This window comes from Brachybacterium nesterenkovii, from assembly GCF_900163655.1.
GTDB classification, from domain to species: Bacteria; Actinomycetota; Actinomycetes; order Actinomycetales; family Dermabacteraceae; genus Brachybacterium; species Brachybacterium nesterenkovii.
The window spans coordinates 14,953-34,240 of record NZ_FWFG01000052.1 but is presented as its reverse complement, the minus strand read 5'-3'; the positions used below and the strand labels follow the sequence as shown (position 1 = coordinate 34,240).

Sequence of the window (19,288 nt, the reverse complement as noted above, 5' to 3'; positions counted from 1 at the left end):
CCCCTGGCGCGACGATCCCGTCGGGCGGAGGCCCGATGAGCAAGGGAGCATCATGGCGTTCTGGGGAGCCGACACGGACGCGGTCATCGAGCACGGCCGACGCTGCCGCAGCGACGAGCAGCGGATCGCGGAGCTCGCGAAGCGCCTCTCCGGCCTGGTCGGCGCGGTCGAGTGGACGGGGCCGGACGCCGACGCGTTCCGCGACCGCTGGCAGGGGGTCCGCACCGGGCTCGAGGACGTCGCGGGCGACCTGGGGAGCACCGCGGAGTTCCTCGGGCTCCAGGCCGCCCAGCAGGACAGCGCCTCGGACCCCGATGGCTCCCTCGATGCCAGCCGGTACGACGGCCTGGTGGGCGGCTCCTTCGGCTGGTCGGACATCATCAACGGCGTCGAACAGGTCTCCGACCTGTGGCGCGACAAGGTCACCACGGAATCCATGGGCGGCTCCTGGCAGAGCACCCACCCGCAATGGAAGCCCGAGGACGTGCCCCTGGACGTGGACTCCATCAGGAATGCGCAGATGCAGCAGGGCCAGCTCGGCGACTGCTGGTTCCTGGCCGCCCTCATGGCGGCGCAGAAGACGGATCCGAAGCAGCTGGCGGACAACATCAAGCCCCAGGGGCAGCCGCCGGGCTCGGCGGGCTGGACCGTGAGGCTGTTCGTCGACGGCGCGTGGAAGGACGTGTCGGTGTCGCCCGATCAGATCGCGAACCAGGGTGCGAAGTCCGCGGCGCGGAACGGCGGCTACCACGATGCCGGGATCGGCTTCATGTCGATCTACGAGCAGGCGATGATCAACGAATGCGGCGGCTCCCCGTCGGGCGTGAGCGCGGACACGCCCGCCAAGGGCCTGGAGATGATCACCGGCAGGCCCGCCGCCGAGACCGACACCGTGACCCAGCCCTCGTTCGACCAGTACAAGACGGCGATCGACGCCGGCCGTCCGGTGACGGTCATGACCGACCCGATCAAGCCGCTCGGCGACGGCGGGCAGCTGGTCAACGCGCACGTCTACCAGGTCTCCGGCTATGACGAGAAGACCGGTGAGATCATCCTGACCAACCCCCACGGCCCGCATGCCTCGTCCCAGTACACGGTGCGGGTGAAGCCGGGCGACCCGGGGTTCTACACGTCGATCTTCATGACCGGTGTCGGCGAGAAGCCGTAGGAGGAGAGCTGTGGACGAAGCAGTCGAGGCCCCGGACGGGGCGCCGCTCGAGGAGACCGCACCCTTCCTGCTGCGCCAGGGCGGTCAGGTCGTCCTGGAAGGTCTGAGCATCGTGCCGCGCGCGACCCTGGCCGACGAGCAGGGGCCCTTCGCGGATCTGCTGATCGGAGACGGGCCGTCCGGCGGGTCGCAGGTCGAAGCGCTGACCGTGCGGGCCGGCGATGAGATCCAGCTGGACCAGGGCGACCTCGTCGTCGAGTCCGTCCGGGCATCCGAGCGCGGCGCTCCCGGCGGACTGGTCCTCGCCTACCGGCTCCGCGGGGCCGACCCGGACTGACCCGTCGTCCGGTGCCCGGCAGACCATGCGGGGCACCGTCCCGCTGCGCCCACGGGCGTCAGAGCCCGAGCGCGGCCTGATCGCAGGGCGCCGCGTCGACCTCCGCGTCCCAGATGCGGAGCTGTCCTGTCATGTCGAGCGTGAGCTCTGCACCATGACGGTCGGTCGTGCGGATCCGCAGCATGCCCTCGGCATGCTCGGGGGCGTCGACGGTCTCGAACCCGTGCTCGGCGAGCACCGGTTCCGCTGCGGCGATCCATGGCCCCCACCCATCCTCGCTGCGCAGGGCGTCCTCGACGCTCCGAGCGGGAATCCACGTCCCCGCGTCGTAGGCGCACCGTCCGTCGCGCTCGGCGACCAGGCGGGTGGCGGGGGCGAGGTCCACGTCGAGCCCCTGGCTCTCGAGGGCCTCGACCAGGTCGGCGGCCACCGCGTCATAGTGCGCGACGGCGGACTCGGCGGCGAGCGGCTCGGTGCCGCCGCATCCTGTCAGGAGCAGCAGCGGGAGGACCGCGCACAGGGAGCTCGGCAGGACGCCGTGCCTGCGGACGGTGGTGCACATGGTCTCGGCCCCTTCCGCGCGGGCGGTGCGCACCGCGCTCATGTGATCCTCGCATGACCTCCGCGCCGTGATCAGGTCGTCGGTGGCCGGGGAGCGACGCGCGGAATCAGCCCGCGTACGGCCCGACCCCTCCGGCGAGCCCGTCCCACAGCGACCGCGCGGCCTCGGCCTGCTCCGCGTACCGGTCGGGGTAGGCGGAGGCCTGGACCGCCTGCGCGGCCTGCCCGATCGGCATGTCGCGCCAGCCGGGGACGTCGAGCAGGCCGGGGTTGGCGGTGTGCTCGGCCACGCCGAAGAAGGCGCGGGTCGCGAGCACCTTGTCGCGGACCTGATCGGCGCTCCCCCAGCCCCAGCTCGTCTGCTGCTGGAACAGCCCGCCGCTGGTGCCGTCGGTGACGGTGTCGCGGTTGTACAGCCAGGACTCGACGATCGCGGTCGCGAGGGCGATCTGCGCGCCGTGCGCGGGCACGTCGTGGGCCTTGGCGACGGCGATGATCAGGCGCGCGTTCTCGCGCTGGGTGTCGGTGGGGTGCGCGGCGTCCCAGCCGGAGCGGTCCTCGCGGGCGGTCACGAACTCCGCGGGGAACGCGGTGGGCTCATCGGCCCGGGCCGAGGCCGTGAACGCCGGGGCGGCGACGACGGCGAGCGCGGCGGGCAGGGCGCCGAGAAGCAGGGAGCGGCGGCCGGTCGCGGACGGAGCGAGCGGGCTCGACGCGGCGGTCGGGTGCTGGCGGGGTCGACGGGACGTGGACAGGGGCATGACAGGTCCTTCCAGGCCGCATCCCGCTGTGCGACGGGCACGGCCGACAGGTGGTCGACGTGCTGTCGCGCAGGACGCGTCCCTCGGATCGGGGCCGTGAGCTCGGATGCTCGCGGCGGTCGAGGTCCGACGGAGGTGGCGACGCTACGCAGGTCCCCGTCGTGCCGTGAACCCTGTCGTGGGATTCGCCATGCTCCGGTGTGCCCGCACTGTGAGGCGCCTGTGCTCCCCTCGTCCCTGTGCCGCGCACGGGCCGCACGGCCGCATGGCCGCATGGCCGCACGGCCGCACGGCCGCACGGCCGCATAGATCGTCCCCGGCGACTCGGCCCCGGGCAGTGCACGTGCCGCACGGCGCCCCTGCCGCGCAGTGCACGGGCTCTGCGTCAGAGCTCGGCGATGGCCTTGCGCAGGCGCTTGTCGGAGACGGTCTGCGTGGTCCCGAGCGTCTGCGCGAACAGGCTCACCCGGTACTCCTCGATGAGCCACGGGATCGCCCGGGCGTCGGGCCGTGTGCGCCGCTCCGCGGTCATCTGCGCCGCGGTGCGCTCCCACAGCTGCTCGATGTCGGCCACCTGCCAGGCCAGCTGCGCGTCGCGGGTCGGGTTGTCCTGGAGCTTGTCGAGACGGATCTCGTCGGCCCGCAGGTACCGCTCGAGGTCCCCGAGGTGGTCGAGGCCGGCGCGGGAGATGAACCGCTCGCCCACGAGCGAAGCGGCGTGGTCGCGGATCTGCGTGAGCTGGCCCAGCACCGCGAGGGAGGAGACCTTCGAGACGGCCTTGTGGAGGCGGGCGCTGATCGCGAGCGCGCCCGCGGCCTCGCGCACGGCGCCCGCGGCGAGGTCGCGGTGCTCGGAGCGGAGGCGCTCGAGCAGGGCGTCGTACGCGGCGCGGGTGCGCACCTCGGCATCGCCCACCAGGTGCTCGGTCGCGGCGCGGGAGGCGTCGGCGAGCATCGCCCGGCTCGTGCCGTAGGGGGATGCGGCCACAGCCAGCTTCGTCGGGTTGGGCAGGGCGTTGAGCACGGAGGACAGGTCCGCCCCGAGGTCCCGGTCCAGCAGGGCGATGACGCCCTCGCGGTGGGCCGCTCGCGCCTCCTCGGCGCTGGGCAGCACCTGCAGGTCCACGCGCTGCAGCGCCCCGTCGGCGCCGCGGCACGCGACGAGCGCCGGGTACCCGGTGACCTTCAGGCCGTGGGCGCGGGACTCGTGGACTGTCGGGACGCCCTCGGCCGGGAAGCCGGGCACGTCGCGCCGGGCGAGGTCATCCCCCTGGGAGGAGACGGCGGTCTCGACGCGACGGCGCAGGCGGGCCTTCAGCTGCTCGAGGTCATCGCCCTGCCCGATCTGCTTCCCGGTCGAGTCGACGATGCGGAAGTGCATGCGCAGGTGCGGCGGGAGCTTGGAGAGGTCGAACTCCTCCCCGTACAGCGGGAGGTCCTGGGGCACCTCGGGCAGGGCCACGAGCTCATCGGCGACGGCCTCGACGAAGGGCTCGCCGGCGTCCGGGTCGTCGTCGTGGAGGGTGGCCGCGACGGCCTTCGCGCGCTCGGGCGCGGGCACCAGGTGGCGGCGGATCGGCTTGGGCAGGGAGCGGATCAGCTCGGTCACGAGCTCCTCGCGCAGCCCGGGCACGAGCCAGTCGAAGCCGCGCGGCTGGACGCGGTTGAGGATCGCCAGCGGGATCGTCGCCGTGACGCCGTCGAGCACCTGCTCGCGCTGCGTCGCATCGTTCTTCCCCCGGCCGCCGTTCCCCCGGCCGCCATACTGTCCCTGCTGGCGGTCCCCGCCGTCCCGGCGGCGCTGCGGCGACTGCGCCGCGGCGCGGGCGTCGCCGGGCGCGAAGGCGTAGGTCAGCGGGAGCACCAGGTCGCCCTGGACCCAGGTGTCGGGGAAGTCGCGGGCGAAGCGCGCCTGGAGGTCGGCGTCGGCGGCCTCCTCGGACAGCAGGTCGGCCTCGGTGAGCGTGAGCAGGTCCGGGGTCTCGTGGCGCTGGATCTTCCACCAGGCGTCGAAGTGGCGCCCGGAGACGACCTTCGCGGGGATCCGCTCGTCGTAGAAGCGGAACAGCGCCTCGTCGCCGACGAGCAGGTCGCGCCGACGGGACTTGGCCTCGAGCTCGGAGAGCTCCTCGATGAGCGCGGTGTTGTCGCGGAAGAAGTGGTGGCGGGTGCGCCAGTCCCCCTCGATGAGGGCCTTCTGGATGAAGATCTCGCGGCTGGCGACGGGGTCGATGCGGCCGTAGCCGGTGGTGCGGTCGGCGACGATCGGCACCCCGTACAGCGTGACCTTCTCGTGCGCCATCGCGCTCGCCCGCTTGGAGGACCAGAACGGCTCGGAGTAGGTGTGCTTCAGGACGTGGGCGCCGACCTCCTCGACCCAGGCGGGGTCGATCCGGGCGGCGGTGCGGCCCCACAGGCGGGAGGTCTCGACGAGCTCGGCGACCATCACGTAGTCGGGGCGCTTCTTGGCGAGCGCGGACCCGGGCCACAGGGTGAAGCGGGCGCCGCGAGCCCCGGAGTACTCGCGGGAGCGGTCGTCGTAGAGGCCGACGTGGCTCAGCAACCCCGCCAGCAGCGCCTGGTGGATCGCCGCGGGCCCGGCGGGGGTGTCGTTCGCGTGGAGGTCGGCGTCCTTGGCCATCTCCCGCAGCTGCTGGTGGAGGTCCTCCCACTCGCGGATGCGCAGGTAGTGCAGGAACTCCGCGCGCACCTCCTTGCGGAAGGCGGAGCCGGAGAGCTCCCGGCGGCGCTCGCGCAGGTGGTTCCACAGATTCAGGTAGGCGAGGAAATCGCTGGTCTCGTCGTCGAAGCGGCGGTGCTTCTCCTTGGCCGCCTGCTCCTGGCCGAGCGGCCGCTCGCGCGGGTCCTGGATCGACAGGCCCGCGACGATCACGAGCACCTCGCGCAGCGCGCCCAGGCGGTCGGCCTCGATGAGCATGCGCGCCATCCGCGGGTCCAGTGGAAAGCGCGCGAGGCGGCGCCCGATGTCGGTCAGGCGGCGTCCGCCGGGCGCGGAGCGATCGGCCTCGATCGCGCGCAGCTCCTCGAGCAGGCGCACGCCGTCGGTGATCGCGCGGGTCGCAGGCGGCTCCACGAAGGGGAAGGACTCGACGTCCCCCAGCCCCAGGGCCGTCATCTGCAGGACGACGGAGGCGAGCGACGTGCGCAGGATCTCCGGCTCGGTGAACTCCGGGCGCGACGCGAAGTCCTCCTGCGAGAACAGGCGGATCGCGATGCCCGGATGGGTGCGGCCGGAGCGGCCGGAGCGCTGGTTCGCGCTGGCCTGGGAGATCGGCTCGATGGGGAGGCGCTGGACCCGGGTGCGCTGGGAGTAGCGGGAGATGCGCGCGAGCCCGGAGTCGATGACGTAGGAGACGCCGGGCACGGTCAGGGAGGTCTCGGCGACGTTCGTGGCCAGGACGATGCGGCGAGCGCTCCCCTGGGCTGGCGGAGAGAAGATCCGCTGCTGATCGGCGGCGGACAGCCGGCCGAACAGGGGCAGCACCTCCGTGGGTCGCACGGCCCCGCGGCCGCGCGACAGGTGCGCGCTCAGCGCATCGGAGATCTCGCGGATCTCCCGCTCCCCGGGCAGGAACACGAGGATGTCGCCGCGGGCGCCGGGGGCGCTCGGGACCGGCTCGGCGGCGAGCTCGTCGACGGCGTCGATAATCGCCTGGGTGAGGTCGCGCTCGACGGAATGGATATCCTCGAGCTCGTCGTCCTCGTCGGCGTCTGCGTCGAGGCCGGGCTCGAGGACGAGGGGCCGGTAGCGGATCTCCACGTCGTAGGTGCGTCCCGAGACCTCGATGATCGGGGCGGGCTCCTCGCTGCCGTCCGCGGCACGGGAGGCGAAGTGCGCGGCGAAGCGCTCCGGGTCGATGGTCGCCGAGGTGATGATGACCTTGAGGTCGGGCCGCTCGGGCAGGATCCGCTTGAGGTAGCCGAGGATCACGTCGATGTTCAGGGAGCGCTCGTGGGCCTCGTCGATGATGATCGCGTCGTAGCGGCGCAGCAGGCGATCGCGCTGGATCTCCGCCAGCAGGATGCCGTCGGTCATGAGCTTCAGGCGGGTGCCGCGGCTGGTCTCCTTGGTGAAGCGGACCTGATAGCCGACGGTTCCCTCCCCCAGGCGCTCGCCGAGCTCGCTCGCGATGCGCTGGGCCACCGAGCGCGCGGCGATGCGGCGCGGCTGCGTATGGCCGATGAGGCGACCGGGGCGGCCGTACCCGAGCTCGAGGAGCATCTTGGGCAGCTGCGTGGTCTTGCCCGAGCCGGTGGCGCCCGCGACGACGACCACCTGGTTGTCGAGGATCGCCGCCATGATGTCGTCGCGGCGCTGGGAGACGGGGAGGTCCGCGGGATAGGTGATCGTCAGGGGCGCGGAGGCGGTCGCGGGGTCCTGCTTCTCCGGGCTGCGGGGCGCGGACTCCTGACGACGGCTCATGGTGCTCCACTGTAGGTCGCCGTCGACTCTCGACGCCTCTCGATTCGCGCTCGGCGCACACGGGGACGCGCCCGGCTGTGACGGTCCCGATAGGCGCGGTGTCGACCGCTCCCCCGGTGCACGGCCTCGGCCGCACTCCGCCCTGCGCGCGCGGGACCGCACGGGCTGGTCCGCGGGGTCTGGCCGGATCGCGCCTCGGAGTCGTGCTGATCGCGCCCCGACACGTCGCCGTGCCCCCTAGGATCGATTTGTGTCCGCATCGTGGACATGCATCGACACCGAGACGACTCGCCGATCAGGAGAGGTGGATCATGCGCGCGCTGCGCAAGACGACGGCCGGACCGGGACTGGAGATGGTCGAGCTGCCCGAGCCCGAGTGCGGGCCCCAGGACGTGCGGATCCGGGTGCTGCGCGCCGGGATCTGCGGCACCGACCTGCACATCCTCGCGTGGGACGCCTCCGCGCAGGCCATGTGCGACACGGTGCCCTTCACGCCGGGGCACGAGTTCTACGGGGAGGTGACGGAGGTCGGCTCTGCGGTCGACGACGTCCGCGTGGGCGATCACGTCTCCGGCGAGGGCCATGTGGTCTGCGGGACCTGCCGCAACTGCCGCGCCGGGCGACGCCAGATGTGCAAGCGCGTGCGCTCCGTCGGCGTGCAGCGCGACGGCGCCTTCGCCGAGGAGGTGGTCGTCCCGCACTTCAACGTGTGGGTCCACGAGCACGACGGCGGCGAGGCCGTGATCTCCCCCGAGCTCGGCGCCCTCTTCGACCCCTTCGGCAACGCCGTCCACACGACGCTGAAGTTCCCGGTGCTGGGCGAGGACGTGCTCATCACGGGGGCCGGCCCCATCGGCCTCATGTGCGCCGCGGTCGCGCGCTTCGCCGGGGCGCGGCACGTGGCGATCACGGACGTGGCCGAGCACCGCCTCGCGATGGCCCGGGCCGCCGGCGTCGACCTCGCGATCGACGTGTCCGCCTCGCGCGTGCGCGACGCCCAGGCCGAGCTGGGCATGACCGAGGGCTTCGACATCGGCCTGGAGATCTCCGGCCAGGCCAGCGCGCTGCAGGAGATGATCGAGAACATGAACCACGGCGGGCGCATCGCCCTGCTGGGTCTGCCGCCGCGGAGCTTCGAGATCGACTGGACCGCCGTCATCACCCGCATGATCACCCTGCAGGGCATCTACGGGCGCGAGATGTACGAGACGTGGTTCGCGATGAGCGCCATGACGCAAACCAGCCCCGCGCTGCGCGACCGGATCCTCGCGACCGTCACCGACGTGCTGCCCGCGACGCAGTGGCAGCGAGCCTACGAGATCGCCCGCTCCGGCAGCGGCGGCAAGGTCCTGCTGGACTGGACCCGCTTCGACTGAGCACAGCGACGGGCCCGACCGATCGCCGCCTATCGTGCAGACCCGACTCGCTCGCAGCGGCGAGCACCTGTCCGACACCAGCCGTTCCCCGACCCGACGATTCTGGCCCCACCCGACCCCGCTAGCATCGCCCGACCGCGCCCGCCTGCCCGACCCCGCCCGCATGCCCGACCCCGCCCCCAGGAGGCCCCGTGTACACCGACATCAAGGACCAGCTCGCCGCCGAGCTCACGCAGATCGAGCAGGCCGGCACCTACAAGCGCGAGCGCACCATCTCGACGCCGCAGTCCTCCCGCATCGAGGCCGCCGTCGCGGGTCGCCCCGGTTCCGAGGTGCTGAACTTCTGCGCCAACAACTACCTGGGCCTGGCCGATGACGAGCGGATCATCGCGACCGCCAAGCAGGCGCTGGACGAGCGCGGCTTCGGCATGGCCTCGGTCCGCTTCATCTGCGGCACCCAGGACCTGCACCTGCAGCTGGAGTCCGCCCTCTCCCGCTTCCTCGGCACCGAGGCCACGATCCTGTTCTCCTCCTGCTTCGACGCCAACGGCGGCGTGTTCGAGTCGCTGTTCGGGCGCGAGGACGCGATCATCTCCGACGCCCTGAACCACGCCTCCCTCATCGACGGCATCCGCCTGTCCAAGGCGGCGCGGTTCCGCTACGCCAACGCCGACCTCGAGGACCTCCGCGCCCAGCTCGAGGCGACGCGCGAGCTCAACGACGGCAGGGGCGCGCGCCGCACGATCATCGTCACCGACGGCGTGTTCTCGATGGACGGCTACCTCGCTCCCCTGCCCGGCATCTGCGATCTGGCCGACGAGTACGGCGCGCTGGTGCTGGTCGACGACTCCCACGCGGTCGGCTTCATGGGCGCGACCGGTGCCGGGACGCCCGAGCACTTCGGCGTGTCCGACCGGGTCGACATCTACACCGGCACCTTCGGCAAGGCGCTGGGCGGGGCCAGCGGCGGCTACGTGTCCGGGCGCCGGGAGATCGTGGACATGCTGCGCCAGAAGGCGCGCCCGTACCTGTTCTCCAACTCGCTCGCGCCGTCGATCGTCGCGGCCACGCTGACGGCCCTCGAGCTCGTCTCCGACTCGGGCGAGCTGCGCTCGACGCTCTTCGCCAATGCGGAGCTGTTCCGCCGCCGCATGACGGAGGAGGGCTTCGAGCTGCTGGAGGGCGAGCACGCGATCGTGCCCGTCATGCTCGGCGACGCCGCCCTGGCCGGGCGCATGGCCGATGCGATGCTCGAGCAGGGCGTGTACGTCACGGCGTTCAGCTACCCCGTCGTCCCCCAGGGGAAGGCCCGGATCCGCGTGCAGCTGTCGGCGGCGCACTCGACGGAGGACATCGAGGCCGCGGTGGCGGCGTTCGTCGCGGCGCGGGAGGCTGTCGGCGACAATGCCTGACGCGCAGCTGCGGCGGTGTGGTGGCGCGGTGGTGCGGCGGTGGGATGATCGCCGCATGACGCCCGATCCGGACTCGCTCCGGTCCCCTGTGCTCCTGCGCGCCGCGGCATGCGGCGCCGCCATCGCCCTCGCGCTCCCGCTGACCGGCTGCATGCCCGGGCTCGGGCTCGGGCTCGGGACGAAGCCCGACCTCGCCGCGACCGTGGAGGGGATCCTCGCCGAGGTGCCGCACGAGAGCGTCGGGGCCATCGCCGTCGACCGCAACCTCGTGGCCCTGACGCTCGTGACCGCCGATGGGCCCGTGGTCGCCTCCCGCGAGGGCCGGCGCGACGTCGTCGTCCAGGACCTCCCCGAGCCGCTGTCGTGGGCCGTCCACGGCGACGCCGCGGACCAGGATCTCGATGCCGCCGCGCTCCAGTCGCGGATGGATGCGTTGGACTGCCCGGACGGCGCGGTGGGCCGCTCGACCGCGACCATCGGCGGTGCGATCCTCCAGAGCGCGGGCTGCGGGCCCTTCGACCCCTCGTTCGAGCAGGCCTTCATCGACGGCGACGAGGTGCCGCGGCTCGAGACCTGGGACGTCGCCGCGATCGACACGGTGCTGTCCGAAGCGCGCGCGATCCACGGCGCGGAGGCCACGGAGATCGAGTTCACCGCGGCCGCCGACGGCGAGGGCATCTCGGCGACCCTGCTCTCCGCCCCGCAGACGCGGCCGGACGGCTCCGCGTGCGTCGTCCGCAGCACGCGTCGCGACAGCGCACCGGGCGCGCCGCACGAGATCCTCGAGCACGGCCTGTGCGAGCAGTCCTCCTCCCTCTCGGAGGGACCCGTCTCCCTGGAGCGGGTGTCGGGCTCGACGCTCGACACCGCGCTGGGCCTCGCCGAGCAGGAGCACGGCATCCCCCGGGACGCGGTCGGCTCCTTCCGGCTCATGACGAAGGGCGGCGCACCGAGCCTGCAGGTCACGCCGTTCCCGGGCGCCACCGATGATCCGTCGTCGGTCGACATCCCGCTCACGGTCTGACGTCCTCGCGATCGGGGTGCTCAGGGCGCTCGCACCCTCCACATCCGGATCCGCGCGGACCCTGCGTGACGCCCCGCGATCGGGGCGCTCAGAGGCGGCGCAGGACCTCCGCCGCGCAGCGGCCCAGGCCCTCGCCGCGGCCGTAGGCGGTCAGCAGCGAGACCGCCATGCGCACGGACCAGGCGCGGGCGCGAGCGATGAGGGCGTCCCAGGTCCCGTCGTCGGCGGCCCCGTCCCACGCGGCGTCCGCGCGATACGCGGCGAGGACCGCACCGGAGGGATCCAGCGCATCGGGGCGAAACAGGGCGAGGGCCCCGAGATCGCTCGCGGGGTCGCCGGGCGTGGTGTCGCCGAAGTCGATGAGCCAGGGCGCCCCGGCGTCGTCGGCGACGATCACGTTGGCCGGGTGCGGGTCACCGTGCAGCAGCAGCTCGGGACCGTCCCAGACGGGAGCCGCGAGGCCCTGGTCCCAGACGGCGAGCGCGCGCTCGGCGGCCTCGTCATCGATCTCGGCGACGAGCAGATCCGCACGCAGCGCCGCATCGCGATCGGCGAGCGGGCATCCGCGGACCGGGTTGCGGGCCAGGCCCGCCTGCGCTGGTGCGTGCATCCGGGCGAGCATGCGCGCGAGGACCTCGGCGCAGCCGCTCCGCTCGTCGTCGGTGCCGTCCGCGGCGGAGTGCCCGAAAGCCCAGGTAACCATCACCGCGGCGTCGGCGGTGGCCAGCACGGACTGCAGGCGCATCGGCAGCGTCTGCGCTGACGCGGCCAGGTGGCGCAGCACCAGCACCTCGTGGTCGAGCAGCTCGACGGCCACCTCGCGGCGCGCGACGCGCAGGGCCAGCGGGGTGCCGTCGGGCATCGAGCCGACATCCCAGATCGTGTTGTCCCAGCCCTCGCCGAGCGGGAGCGGCGCGGGGGCCCACGCGACGGGGCTCAGATCGACGCCCGGCTCCGGCACCAGCAGGGATCGCAGGCGCTCCACCTCGTCAGCACCGATGGCCCGATCGGCCCGGGGCGGAGCGACGGGGGGAACGGTGATCGCGTCATGTGAGGTCACGCCGCCACGCTAATCGGGGAGGACTCGCCGATCACCGCCGATCGGCCGTCATCTGCATCGCACAGGGCCGCTGCCTGCGCAGACACGGACGCGCTGTGGCCGATGGCACGTCCCGACGAACCGGGTCGAGGTGAGGCAGACCTCGTCGGACGGGCGGGACGCGCGCTGCTGATCGGCGCGCGGCGGGGCACGACGCATGAGTCGACTTCTTCCCGGGATATTGCTCCCACCGATCGTGTGTCGACTAGAATCGACACATGATCGAGGTGCTCACCACGCAGGACTTCGACCGTTGGCTGCGCAAGCTCAAGGACACGCAAGCCAGACTGCGAATCCTGGCCCGCCTCGATCGGCTCGCAGCCGGAAACATCGGCGACATGAAGTGCGTGGGCAGCGACATCTTCGAACTGCGGCTCGCCTTCGGCCCCGGATATCGGATCTACCTGGCACGCCGTGGCGACCGGTTGGTGCTGCTGCTATGCGGCGGAGACAAGTCCAGCCAGACGGACGACATCGCTCGAGCACGCGCACTGGCAGCCGAATGGAAGGAAGGGGAGGAACAGAATGACTGAGACTTACGCACGCTTCGATGCTGCGAATTACCTCGGCGACATCGATGATGTCGCCGGCTACCTGCGGATCGCTCTCGAGGAATCCCACGACGATCCGACAGCCGTGCCCCGAGCTCTCGGCGTCATCGCACGCTCGGGAAATATGAGCGAGCTCGCCCGCCGCGTCGGCATGAGCCGCGATGGTCTGTACAAGGCCCTGTCCGACCAGGGCAACCCGACCTGGACGACGGTGTTGAAGGTGAGCGAGGCGCTCGGCCTGCGTCTGTCCTTCGAGGCAGTCGCCTGACTCGCTGCAACGCCGAGAGCGTAACCCGCCTCGGCGCACTGTCGGATGGCACCGGCACCTCGGCCCCCTGGGGGAGAGCCCGGCTGCGGTGCGCCCGGCTGCGATCGTCGGACAGAGCCCCGCTGTGATCAGGTGTCGTCGGTCATGACGTCGTCGAACGACCGGTGGACGTGGTCGGCCGCAGACCTGCCGCTGGAACTCACGGGCGACGTGCCACGAAGACCATCAGCGGCTGACCAGAGCCGCCTGTGAAGACATCGCGGTCCCAGTTCCGATAGACACCATCGACCTGAAGACCTGCACGGCCCAGATCCTCGACGATCTCAGCACGGCTTCGAAACTGCAGTGACTGGTCGATATCGAGGATGCAGCTCTCGTCGAGGAACTCGTTGTGGCAGTGCATCACCACGACACCATGCTCATCCGGCGCGTCGACGTCCACGGATTCACGCAGCGCACCGACGGGAGTTTGGCGATCACTCTCGCCGGCGCCCCACTGCTCCCACGCTTTGGCCTCGGGATTCCGGCTCTCGAAGGCGAGGACCCCTCCCGAGCGCAGGCCCGCGGCGATGTCGTCCAGCGTCTCGTACCACGCGTCCCCCAGGATGTGCATGGCGACGTTTCCGGTCATCAGAACGAGATCTGCACTGCCCTGAGCGATGCTCTCGGACGTTCCGCGGATCCACCGGACCTCGTCCCCACCGGGGCGCCTCGATGCGAGATCGAGCATGGCGCCTGCCGGATCGATGCCCGTCACCTGGCGGTCGTCGCGGGTCAAGGTGACTGTGAGGATCCCGGTCCCGCAGCCGAGATCGACGATCCGCGTCGCCGCCGTCTCGTCCGCGAGGCTGCGGAAGAAGTCGTGATCCGGGCCGTCGGGGTTATCGATGTCGTAGATGGCTGCGAGCCGGGCATCGTCGTATGTCATGCAGCCCTCCGGCACTCGGGTCGGGGTCGGCTGTCGCGCCGCCCAGCGTTGTCGTCGTCCGATCATTGCCCGTACTCCGCGGGGGTGTGACAGACCCTGTCTGCCGGGGCGAGAAGGGCACCGCTGAACGGCGCACGGCGGGGCCTTCCCGCCAGGGCACGGCGGGCCTTCCCGCCGAAGCGAAGCGGAGGCCGCCGGGGCAGGAGCTGCCAATCGCTTCGGCGTTCTCGCGCGGGTCGGGCGGAGCTGGGCCGCCAGGGCAGGGATCTGGACCGGGAGGTGCTCAAGAAGTGCTCAGAACGACGACGAAGGCCCCCTGCCCAGCGCGTCTGCGCAGATCAGGGGGCCTTCGTCGATCGAGTGCGCGCATTCGAGAATGCGTCGTGGAGCCGGCGGGAATCGAACCCGCGTCCGATAGTGCGGAGCGAGGGCTTCTCCGGGCGCAGTCCGTGAAGGCGTTTTCTCAGTCCCGACGCTCGCACGGACACGTTCGTCGACGGACTCAGTCACTCTGAGGTGTTCATCCCTCCCCGATGACGAGGGAGGGCAGCAGTGGCTCCTTAGCTGATGGAACGATCCGGGTCAGGAGCGAACCCGGGGTTCCAGACTGCTGTCGCGGCTATCAGGCGGCGAGAGCGAAGTCAGTGCGCTTGGTTTCGGCACTTATTGGTTTCCCAGGAGCGTTGACGAGATGACCTGGGATCCTCGGCCCGCTTCCCCTCGCTGGACAACTACCGTCGAAACCGATCGGCCCCGAGCGTGGAGGAACAGAACTGCACTATGTGGTGGCGCCGCACCGAAATGCCGCGCCGGACGACCGCGAAGGGCCGTCATCGCACTCGATGTTCTGTTGTCAAACAGCGTTCTCCGACGACCCTCCCGTCCGGTTCTCGCGAACCGCCCGATCGAGCCGCCGGCGGGCCGGAGCCCGTCCACGTGCCGACGAGTCTACCGCGGCCCCGGCCGCGTGCCCAAGGGGATTTCCGTCCGCCGTGGGCGAAGTCGCACGTCCCGCTCCCTTAGCGGTATCCCGCTCCCGCTAGGGCCGGTCCTTCATCCGGCCTCCACGCCGGTCCTGGCACCCAGCTCCGGCCCTGGCCGGTCCTTCGCTCCGTCTCTCCGTCGTCACTGTCCGGCATCCAGCACGAGAGCTCCCATCGGAGCATACGCATCCGTATCGCCGCAGGTGGACCATGAATCTCACGATGCGCGGGACGCGAGTCCTTCGTTCGTCGCACCCCTGCGGGAGGATCGGAGCATGACGACGCGATGGGATGGACGAGCGACCGGACGGGTGCACGGCACCGGCTCCGGCGATCGTTCGCGCACCGCAGCCCGTCTGCACGTCGATGAGGATCGAACCGTGCGCATCACCGACTCCGACGGGTCTCCCGCGCTCGACCTCGAGGCGGCGATCGGCGAGCTCGCCCGGATCGGCACCCAGGGCGACGACGGCTTCCGCACCGGCGAGCTCGACGCCGCCGACCTCGCGGAGATCCTGGAGACCATGCGCCGCCTGCACTGCGCGGCGGCGGCCGTCGAGGCGCGCGCCCAGGAGGCCATCGAGCGCGCCGTCCGCGCGGAGCACCCGGCGGACGACGATGCGACCTCCTCACGCAGCGCCCAGCGTGAGGTCTCCATGGCGTCCCGCCTCTCCCCCGCCCGCGCCGCCGGCCTGGTCGCGTCCTCGCGCCGCCTCGTCCACGCGATGCCCCGCACGCTCACCGCCCTGGCCGCGGGCGCGCTCTCCCCCGAGCAGGCGCACGCGGTGGGCCGCTCGGTGGGGCCGATTCCGTCGGACGAGCAACGAGGGCAGGTCGATGCGCTGCTCGCCGAGCGTCTCCCCGACCTCGAGCACGCCGGATGCAGACGCCTCGAGCGGGAGGTCGGCGCGCTCGTGCACGCCATGGATCCCGCCGGGGCCAGCACCCGGCACGACCGCGCCCGACGGGATCGGACAGTCACGATGACACCGCGTGCGCACGGTATGGCGGCGGTCACGGCCGTTCTGCCCGCGATCGACGCGTCCCTGATGCGCAAGCGGCTGTCCCTCGAGGCCGAGCGTCTGCGCGCGCAGGGCGATCAGCGCGGGCACCAGGCGATCATGGCCGACGTCCTGGCCGATGCCGTGATCGGCCGCGGCCCGGGCCTGGACCCCGTGACGCTCGACATCGGCGTGATCATCACCGAGCGCTCGCTGTTCGCTCCCGACCACGGGGATGCCGCTGTGCTCGAGGGCTACGGCACGGTCCCGCCCCGCCTGATCCACTGCGAGCTCGCCCGCTGGCTGCACGAGCCCGTCGACGGCCAGGGCGAGGTGCTCGGCGCCGACGGCCCGGCCCTGCGGGCGGTGCTGCGGCGGCTGTACACGCACCCGACCAGCGGAGAGCTGGTGGCCGTCGAGTCGGTCGGACGGGCGTTCCCGAAGGCGCTCGCGCGCTTCGCGCGCTGGCGGGACGGGGACGTGTGCGCCGCTCCCTACTGCGACGCCCCGGTGCGCCAGACCGACCACATCCGCGCGGTCTCCGAGGGCGGGTGCACGACTCTCGACAACGGCCAGGGCCTGTGCGCGGGTTGCAACGCCAAGGAGCGTCTGTTCGCCGACGTCCGAGTCGTGGCCGACGGTGACGGCGCGCATGCCGTGCAGTGGACGAGCCGGACCGGACGGACCGCGACGGTGGCCCCGCCGCCTGCCGATCCCGCGGTCCTGCGCCGACGCCGCCGGGTTGAGCACGATCCGTCCGACCACGATCCGGTCGACCACGATCTGACCGAGACGGCGACACGCACGGCGATAGAGGCAGAAGGCAATGGGGCGCAGACGCCACCGGGCGCTTCCTCCGGGGCGCTCTCGACGCCACGGCAGCCGGGACCGGGAGCGGGCGCCGTCGGCCGTTCGTCTCAGCTCCCGGCTTCGACGCCACCATCGAGAACAGGCCCCGATCCGGACGCCGAACGGCGACGGTGGCCCGGCAGGATCGATCCCACCGGATCTGCGGTCGAGCTCGCCCTCCTCCGCGTCGTGACGGAGCGCCTGCGTCAGTGAGGCACGAGTGACGAAGGGTGTGTCCGCACCTGTGTCAGTGACCCACGAATAACCCATGCGGCGACGGCACCTGCATCAGCGACAACGACAACGACAACGACACGGTTCCAGCAGCCCCTGCTCGCGTCAGTGCAGTCCGCGTCAGTGCCGCCTGCGTCAGACCAGCTCGCGCCGGCGCATGGCCCGCTGGGCCTCGCGCATGTCCTGCTGCTCCCGCAGGGTCTGGCGCTTGTCGTACTCCTTCTTGCCGCGAGCGAGCGCGACGACGACCTTCGCGTGCGAGCCCAGGAAGTACATCTCGAGCGGCACCAGCGTGTAGCCCTTCTCGCGGGTCTTCCCGGCGAGCTTGGCGATCTCCGCCTTGTGCAGCAGCAGCTTGCGCTTGCGGCGGGCGGCGTGGTTGGTCCAGGTGCCCTTGACATAGGGGGCGATGTGGACCGCCTCCATCCACATCTCACCGCCCTCGAGATAGCAGTACCCGTCGACCAGCGAGGCGCCGCGGTCCCGCAGGGACTTCACCTCGGTGCCGGTCAGGACGATGCCCGCCTCATAGGTGTCGTCGATGTGGTAGTCGTGGCGCGCCTTCTTGTTGGACGCGATGAGCTTCTTGGCCGGGCCGTCGCCCTCGGCCTGCTTGGCCTTCTTCGCGCCCTTGTTCGCGGCGGACATCGCGTCTCCTCTCCTGGTCGGCGTGCTCGTCTCCCGTGCCCGTGCGGCGCATCCGCGCGGACGCTCCACTCTACGGTGCGAGGCCGACGGCGGCGACCGCATTTCGCGCCCGGCGCACCGATCGATCAGCCAGGTGCTCATGGATGCACCGCATGGACATGACGTGCTCGCGCTCGGCCTCGCCTGCCTGACCAGCCCTGCCTCCCGCCGGTCGACGCCCCCCGCCCCGGCCGGCACCCGCGAGCGCGACGGAGCGCCCGCCCCGCGACGGCACCCGCGAGCGCGACGGAGCGCCCGCCCCGCGACGGCAGCGCCTCAGACGTACAGCTTCGGGTCGACCGCGGTCCCGTTCTCGTGGACCTCGAAGTGCAGGTGGCACCCCGTCGACGCGCCCGTGGTCCCCGACGCCGCCACGATGTCGCCCCGATGCACGGTCTGGCCCACGCTGACCTTGAACGACGACAGGTGGTGGTACGAGGTCGTGATGACCTTCCCGTCGAGCACACCGTGGCTGATGATCAGCTTGTTCCCGGCGCGCCCGTTCGAGGTCGTCGCGATCACCTTCCCGTCCTGGGCGGCGCGGACCGGGGTCCCGCAGGCGACCGGGAAGTCGTCCCCCTTGTGCTGCATCCGCTTGTGGTACACGGGGTGGAAGCGCCAGCCGAACGTCGAGTTCATCGTCCCCCCGACGGGCCGCATGAACCCGCGGGCGCTCACCCCGGGAGCCCCGCCGTTGTCGGGAACGGTCGTCTCCGGCTTCCCCCGGGCCGCCGCCTCCTGCTCCTGGCGCGTCAGCTCGTCGATGTCCTGATCCAGTCCGTCGCTATCGGTCGACAGGTCGGTCTCCTGGCCCTCGTACTGGGTCTTCTTCGCCTCCAGATCGGCCTTCTGCTGCGTCTGCTGCTGGTAGAGGGCGTCGAGGTCGTCCTTGGCCTGCTGCGCGCGTCCCTCCGCGTCGATCTTCGCCTGGAGCGTCTCCTCCGCCTGCGCCTTGAGGTCCGCGACCTCCTGTCGCACCGCGCCGATGCGGTCGGCGGAGTTGGTCGTGAGCGCCTGGTCGGTCCGCAGGCCCTGCAGCGCGGTCCCCTGGGTCTCGAGCGTCAGCGTGTAGTTCATCGACCGGTCCACGGCGTCCTGCGGGTCGGCCGAGCCGAGGTAGACGGATGCGGCGCTCGGGATCCCGTCACCCTTGTAGGCGGCGAGCGAGAGGCGCTTCATGTCCTCATCGGAGCGGTCGACCTCGTCCTGACCGGTCTGGACCTCGCCCTCGAGGCGGTCGAGCTCGGTCTGCGCATCGGTCAGGCGGCGCCCCATGTCCTCATCGGCCCTGCGGGCGTCGTCGGCTTCGCGCTGGGCGTCCTCGAGGTCCTGCTGCGCGCCCGGGATCTCCAGCTCGGTTTGCGCGAGCGCGAGGTACGTGTCGCCGAGGTCCTGGTTCACGTCGTACAGGTCGCCGCGGATGTCGTCGAGCTGGCGATCGACCTCCTGCTTGCGCTGGATCTTGTCGTCCTTGTCGTCCGCGTGCGCGGCGGGGGTCGGCGCGGTCAGCAGGCACGAGGCCATCGCCAGCAGCAGCGCGAGCACGGCCAGGAGCGCACGGCGACGCAGGGTGGCGCCGGCGGGGAGCGTCAGAACGGGCAGCAT

At 71.8% G+C, this 19,288-nt stretch carries 15 protein-coding genes and 1 other RNA gene; 8 read left to right on the top strand and 8 right to left on the bottom strand.

From position 1 onward, the window contains the following. Positions 1–52: 52 nt before the first annotated feature. A complete protein-coding gene (locus FM110_RS06015) occupies positions 53–1,168 on the top strand; it encodes a C2 family cysteine protease (RefSeq protein ID WP_087103600.1) in 1,116 nt (371 codons plus the stop codon). Between the two features lie 10 nt (positions 1,169–1,178). Further along, positions 1,179–1,505 carry a hypothetical protein gene (locus tag FM110_RS06010; protein WP_087103598.1) on the top strand — a complete coding sequence of 109 codons (327 nt, stop codon included), beginning with the start codon at positions 1,179–1,181 and terminating at the stop codon, positions 1,503–1,505. Positions 1,506–1,563: 58 nt separating this feature from the next. Here the strand turns inward: FM110_RS06010 and FM110_RS06005 are convergent, their stop codons facing one another. The 3 genes from FM110_RS06005 to hrpA form a co-directional block, all read right to left on the bottom strand. Beyond that, a complete protein-coding gene (locus tag FM110_RS06005; protein ID WP_087103596.1) occupies positions 1,564–2,109 on the bottom strand; it encodes a hypothetical protein in 546 nt (181 codons plus the stop codon). 64 nt (positions 2,110–2,173) lie between these two features. Next, positions 2,174–2,827: a hypothetical protein gene (locus FM110_RS06000; protein WP_087103594.1), complete on the bottom strand. Its 654-nt coding sequence runs from the start codon at positions 2,825–2,827 to the stop codon at positions 2,174–2,176. A gap of 385 nt (positions 2,828–3,212) precedes the next feature. Beyond that, positions 3,213–7,271 carry an ATP-dependent RNA helicase HrpA gene (hrpA, locus tag FM110_RS05995; RefSeq protein WP_087103592.1) on the bottom strand — a complete coding sequence of 1,353 codons (4,059 nt, stop codon included), beginning with the start codon at positions 7,269–7,271 and terminating at the stop codon, positions 3,213–3,215. Between the two features lie 311 nt (positions 7,272–7,582). Here hrpA and tdh point away from each other — a divergent pair, with 311 nt between their 5' ends. The 3 genes from tdh to FM110_RS05980 all read left to right on the top strand — a co-directional run bounded on the left by tdh (position 7,583) and on the right by FM110_RS05980 (position 11,083). Then, complete coding sequence (gene tdh / locus FM110_RS05990) at positions 7,583–8,647, top strand: L-threonine 3-dehydrogenase (RefSeq protein WP_087103590.1); 1,065 nt, start codon at positions 7,583–7,585, stop codon at positions 8,645–8,647. 191 nt (positions 8,648–8,838) lie between these two features. Next, a complete protein-coding gene (locus FM110_RS05985; RefSeq protein WP_087103588.1) occupies positions 8,839–10,059 on the top strand; it encodes a glycine C-acetyltransferase in 1,221 nt (406 codons plus the stop codon). Positions 10,060–10,114: 55 nt separating this feature from the next. Then, positions 10,115–11,083, top strand: a complete 969-nt coding sequence (locus FM110_RS05980) for a hypothetical protein (RefSeq protein ID WP_087103587.1) — start codon at positions 10,115–10,117, stop codon at positions 11,081–11,083. Between the two features lie 88 nt (positions 11,084–11,171). Here the strand turns inward: FM110_RS05980 and FM110_RS05975 are convergent, their stop codons facing one another. Continuing rightward, positions 11,172–12,143, bottom strand: coding sequence for a phosphotransferase (locus FM110_RS05975; protein ID WP_087103585.1), 972 nt, complete (start codon positions 12,141–12,143; stop codon positions 11,172–11,174). Between the two features lie 257 nt (positions 12,144–12,400). Between FM110_RS05975 and FM110_RS05970 the strand changes: the two genes are divergently transcribed. Together FM110_RS05970 and FM110_RS05965 are read left to right on the top strand one after the other, a co-directional pair. Then, positions 12,401–12,715 (top strand): type II toxin-antitoxin system RelE/ParE family toxin, encoded by a 315-nt coding sequence (locus tag FM110_RS05970; protein ID WP_087103583.1) that lies wholly within the window; start codon positions 12,401–12,403, stop codon positions 12,713–12,715. After that, positions 12,708–13,001 carry an addiction module antidote protein gene (locus FM110_RS05965; protein ID WP_087103581.1) on the top strand — a complete coding sequence of 98 codons (294 nt, stop codon included), beginning with the start codon at positions 12,708–12,710 and terminating at the stop codon, positions 12,999–13,001. Before FM110_RS05970 ends, FM110_RS05965 begins: the two co-directional genes overlap by 8 nt. A 199-nt stretch (positions 13,002–13,200) precedes the next feature. Here FM110_RS05965 and FM110_RS05960 read toward each other — a convergent pair whose 3' ends face one another. Beyond that, positions 13,201–13,929 (bottom strand): class I SAM-dependent methyltransferase, encoded by a 729-nt coding sequence (locus FM110_RS05960; protein ID WP_087103579.1) that lies wholly within the window; start codon positions 13,927–13,929, stop codon positions 13,201–13,203. Between the two features lie 381 nt (positions 13,930–14,310). Continuing rightward, positions 14,311–14,684, bottom strand: a transfer-messenger RNA (tmRNA) gene (gene ssrA / locus FM110_RS05955). 503 nt (positions 14,685–15,187) lie between these two features. Between ssrA and FM110_RS05950 the strand changes: the two genes are divergently transcribed. Then, positions 15,188–16,975 (top strand): HNH endonuclease, encoded by a 1,788-nt coding sequence (locus tag FM110_RS05950; protein ID WP_087103577.1) that lies wholly within the window; start codon positions 15,188–15,190, stop codon positions 16,973–16,975. Between the two features lie 156 nt (positions 16,976–17,131). Here FM110_RS05950 and smpB read toward each other — a convergent pair whose 3' ends face one another. Together smpB and FM110_RS05940 are read right to left on the bottom strand one after the other, a co-directional pair. After that, positions 17,132–17,644 (bottom strand): SsrA-binding protein SmpB, encoded by a 513-nt coding sequence (gene smpB, locus FM110_RS05945; protein WP_087103575.1) that lies wholly within the window; start codon positions 17,642–17,644, stop codon positions 17,132–17,134. 315 nt (positions 17,645–17,959) lie between these two features. After that, positions 17,960–19,288, bottom strand: a complete 1,329-nt coding sequence (locus tag FM110_RS05940; protein WP_087103573.1) for a M23 family metallopeptidase — start codon at positions 19,286–19,288, stop codon at positions 17,960–17,962.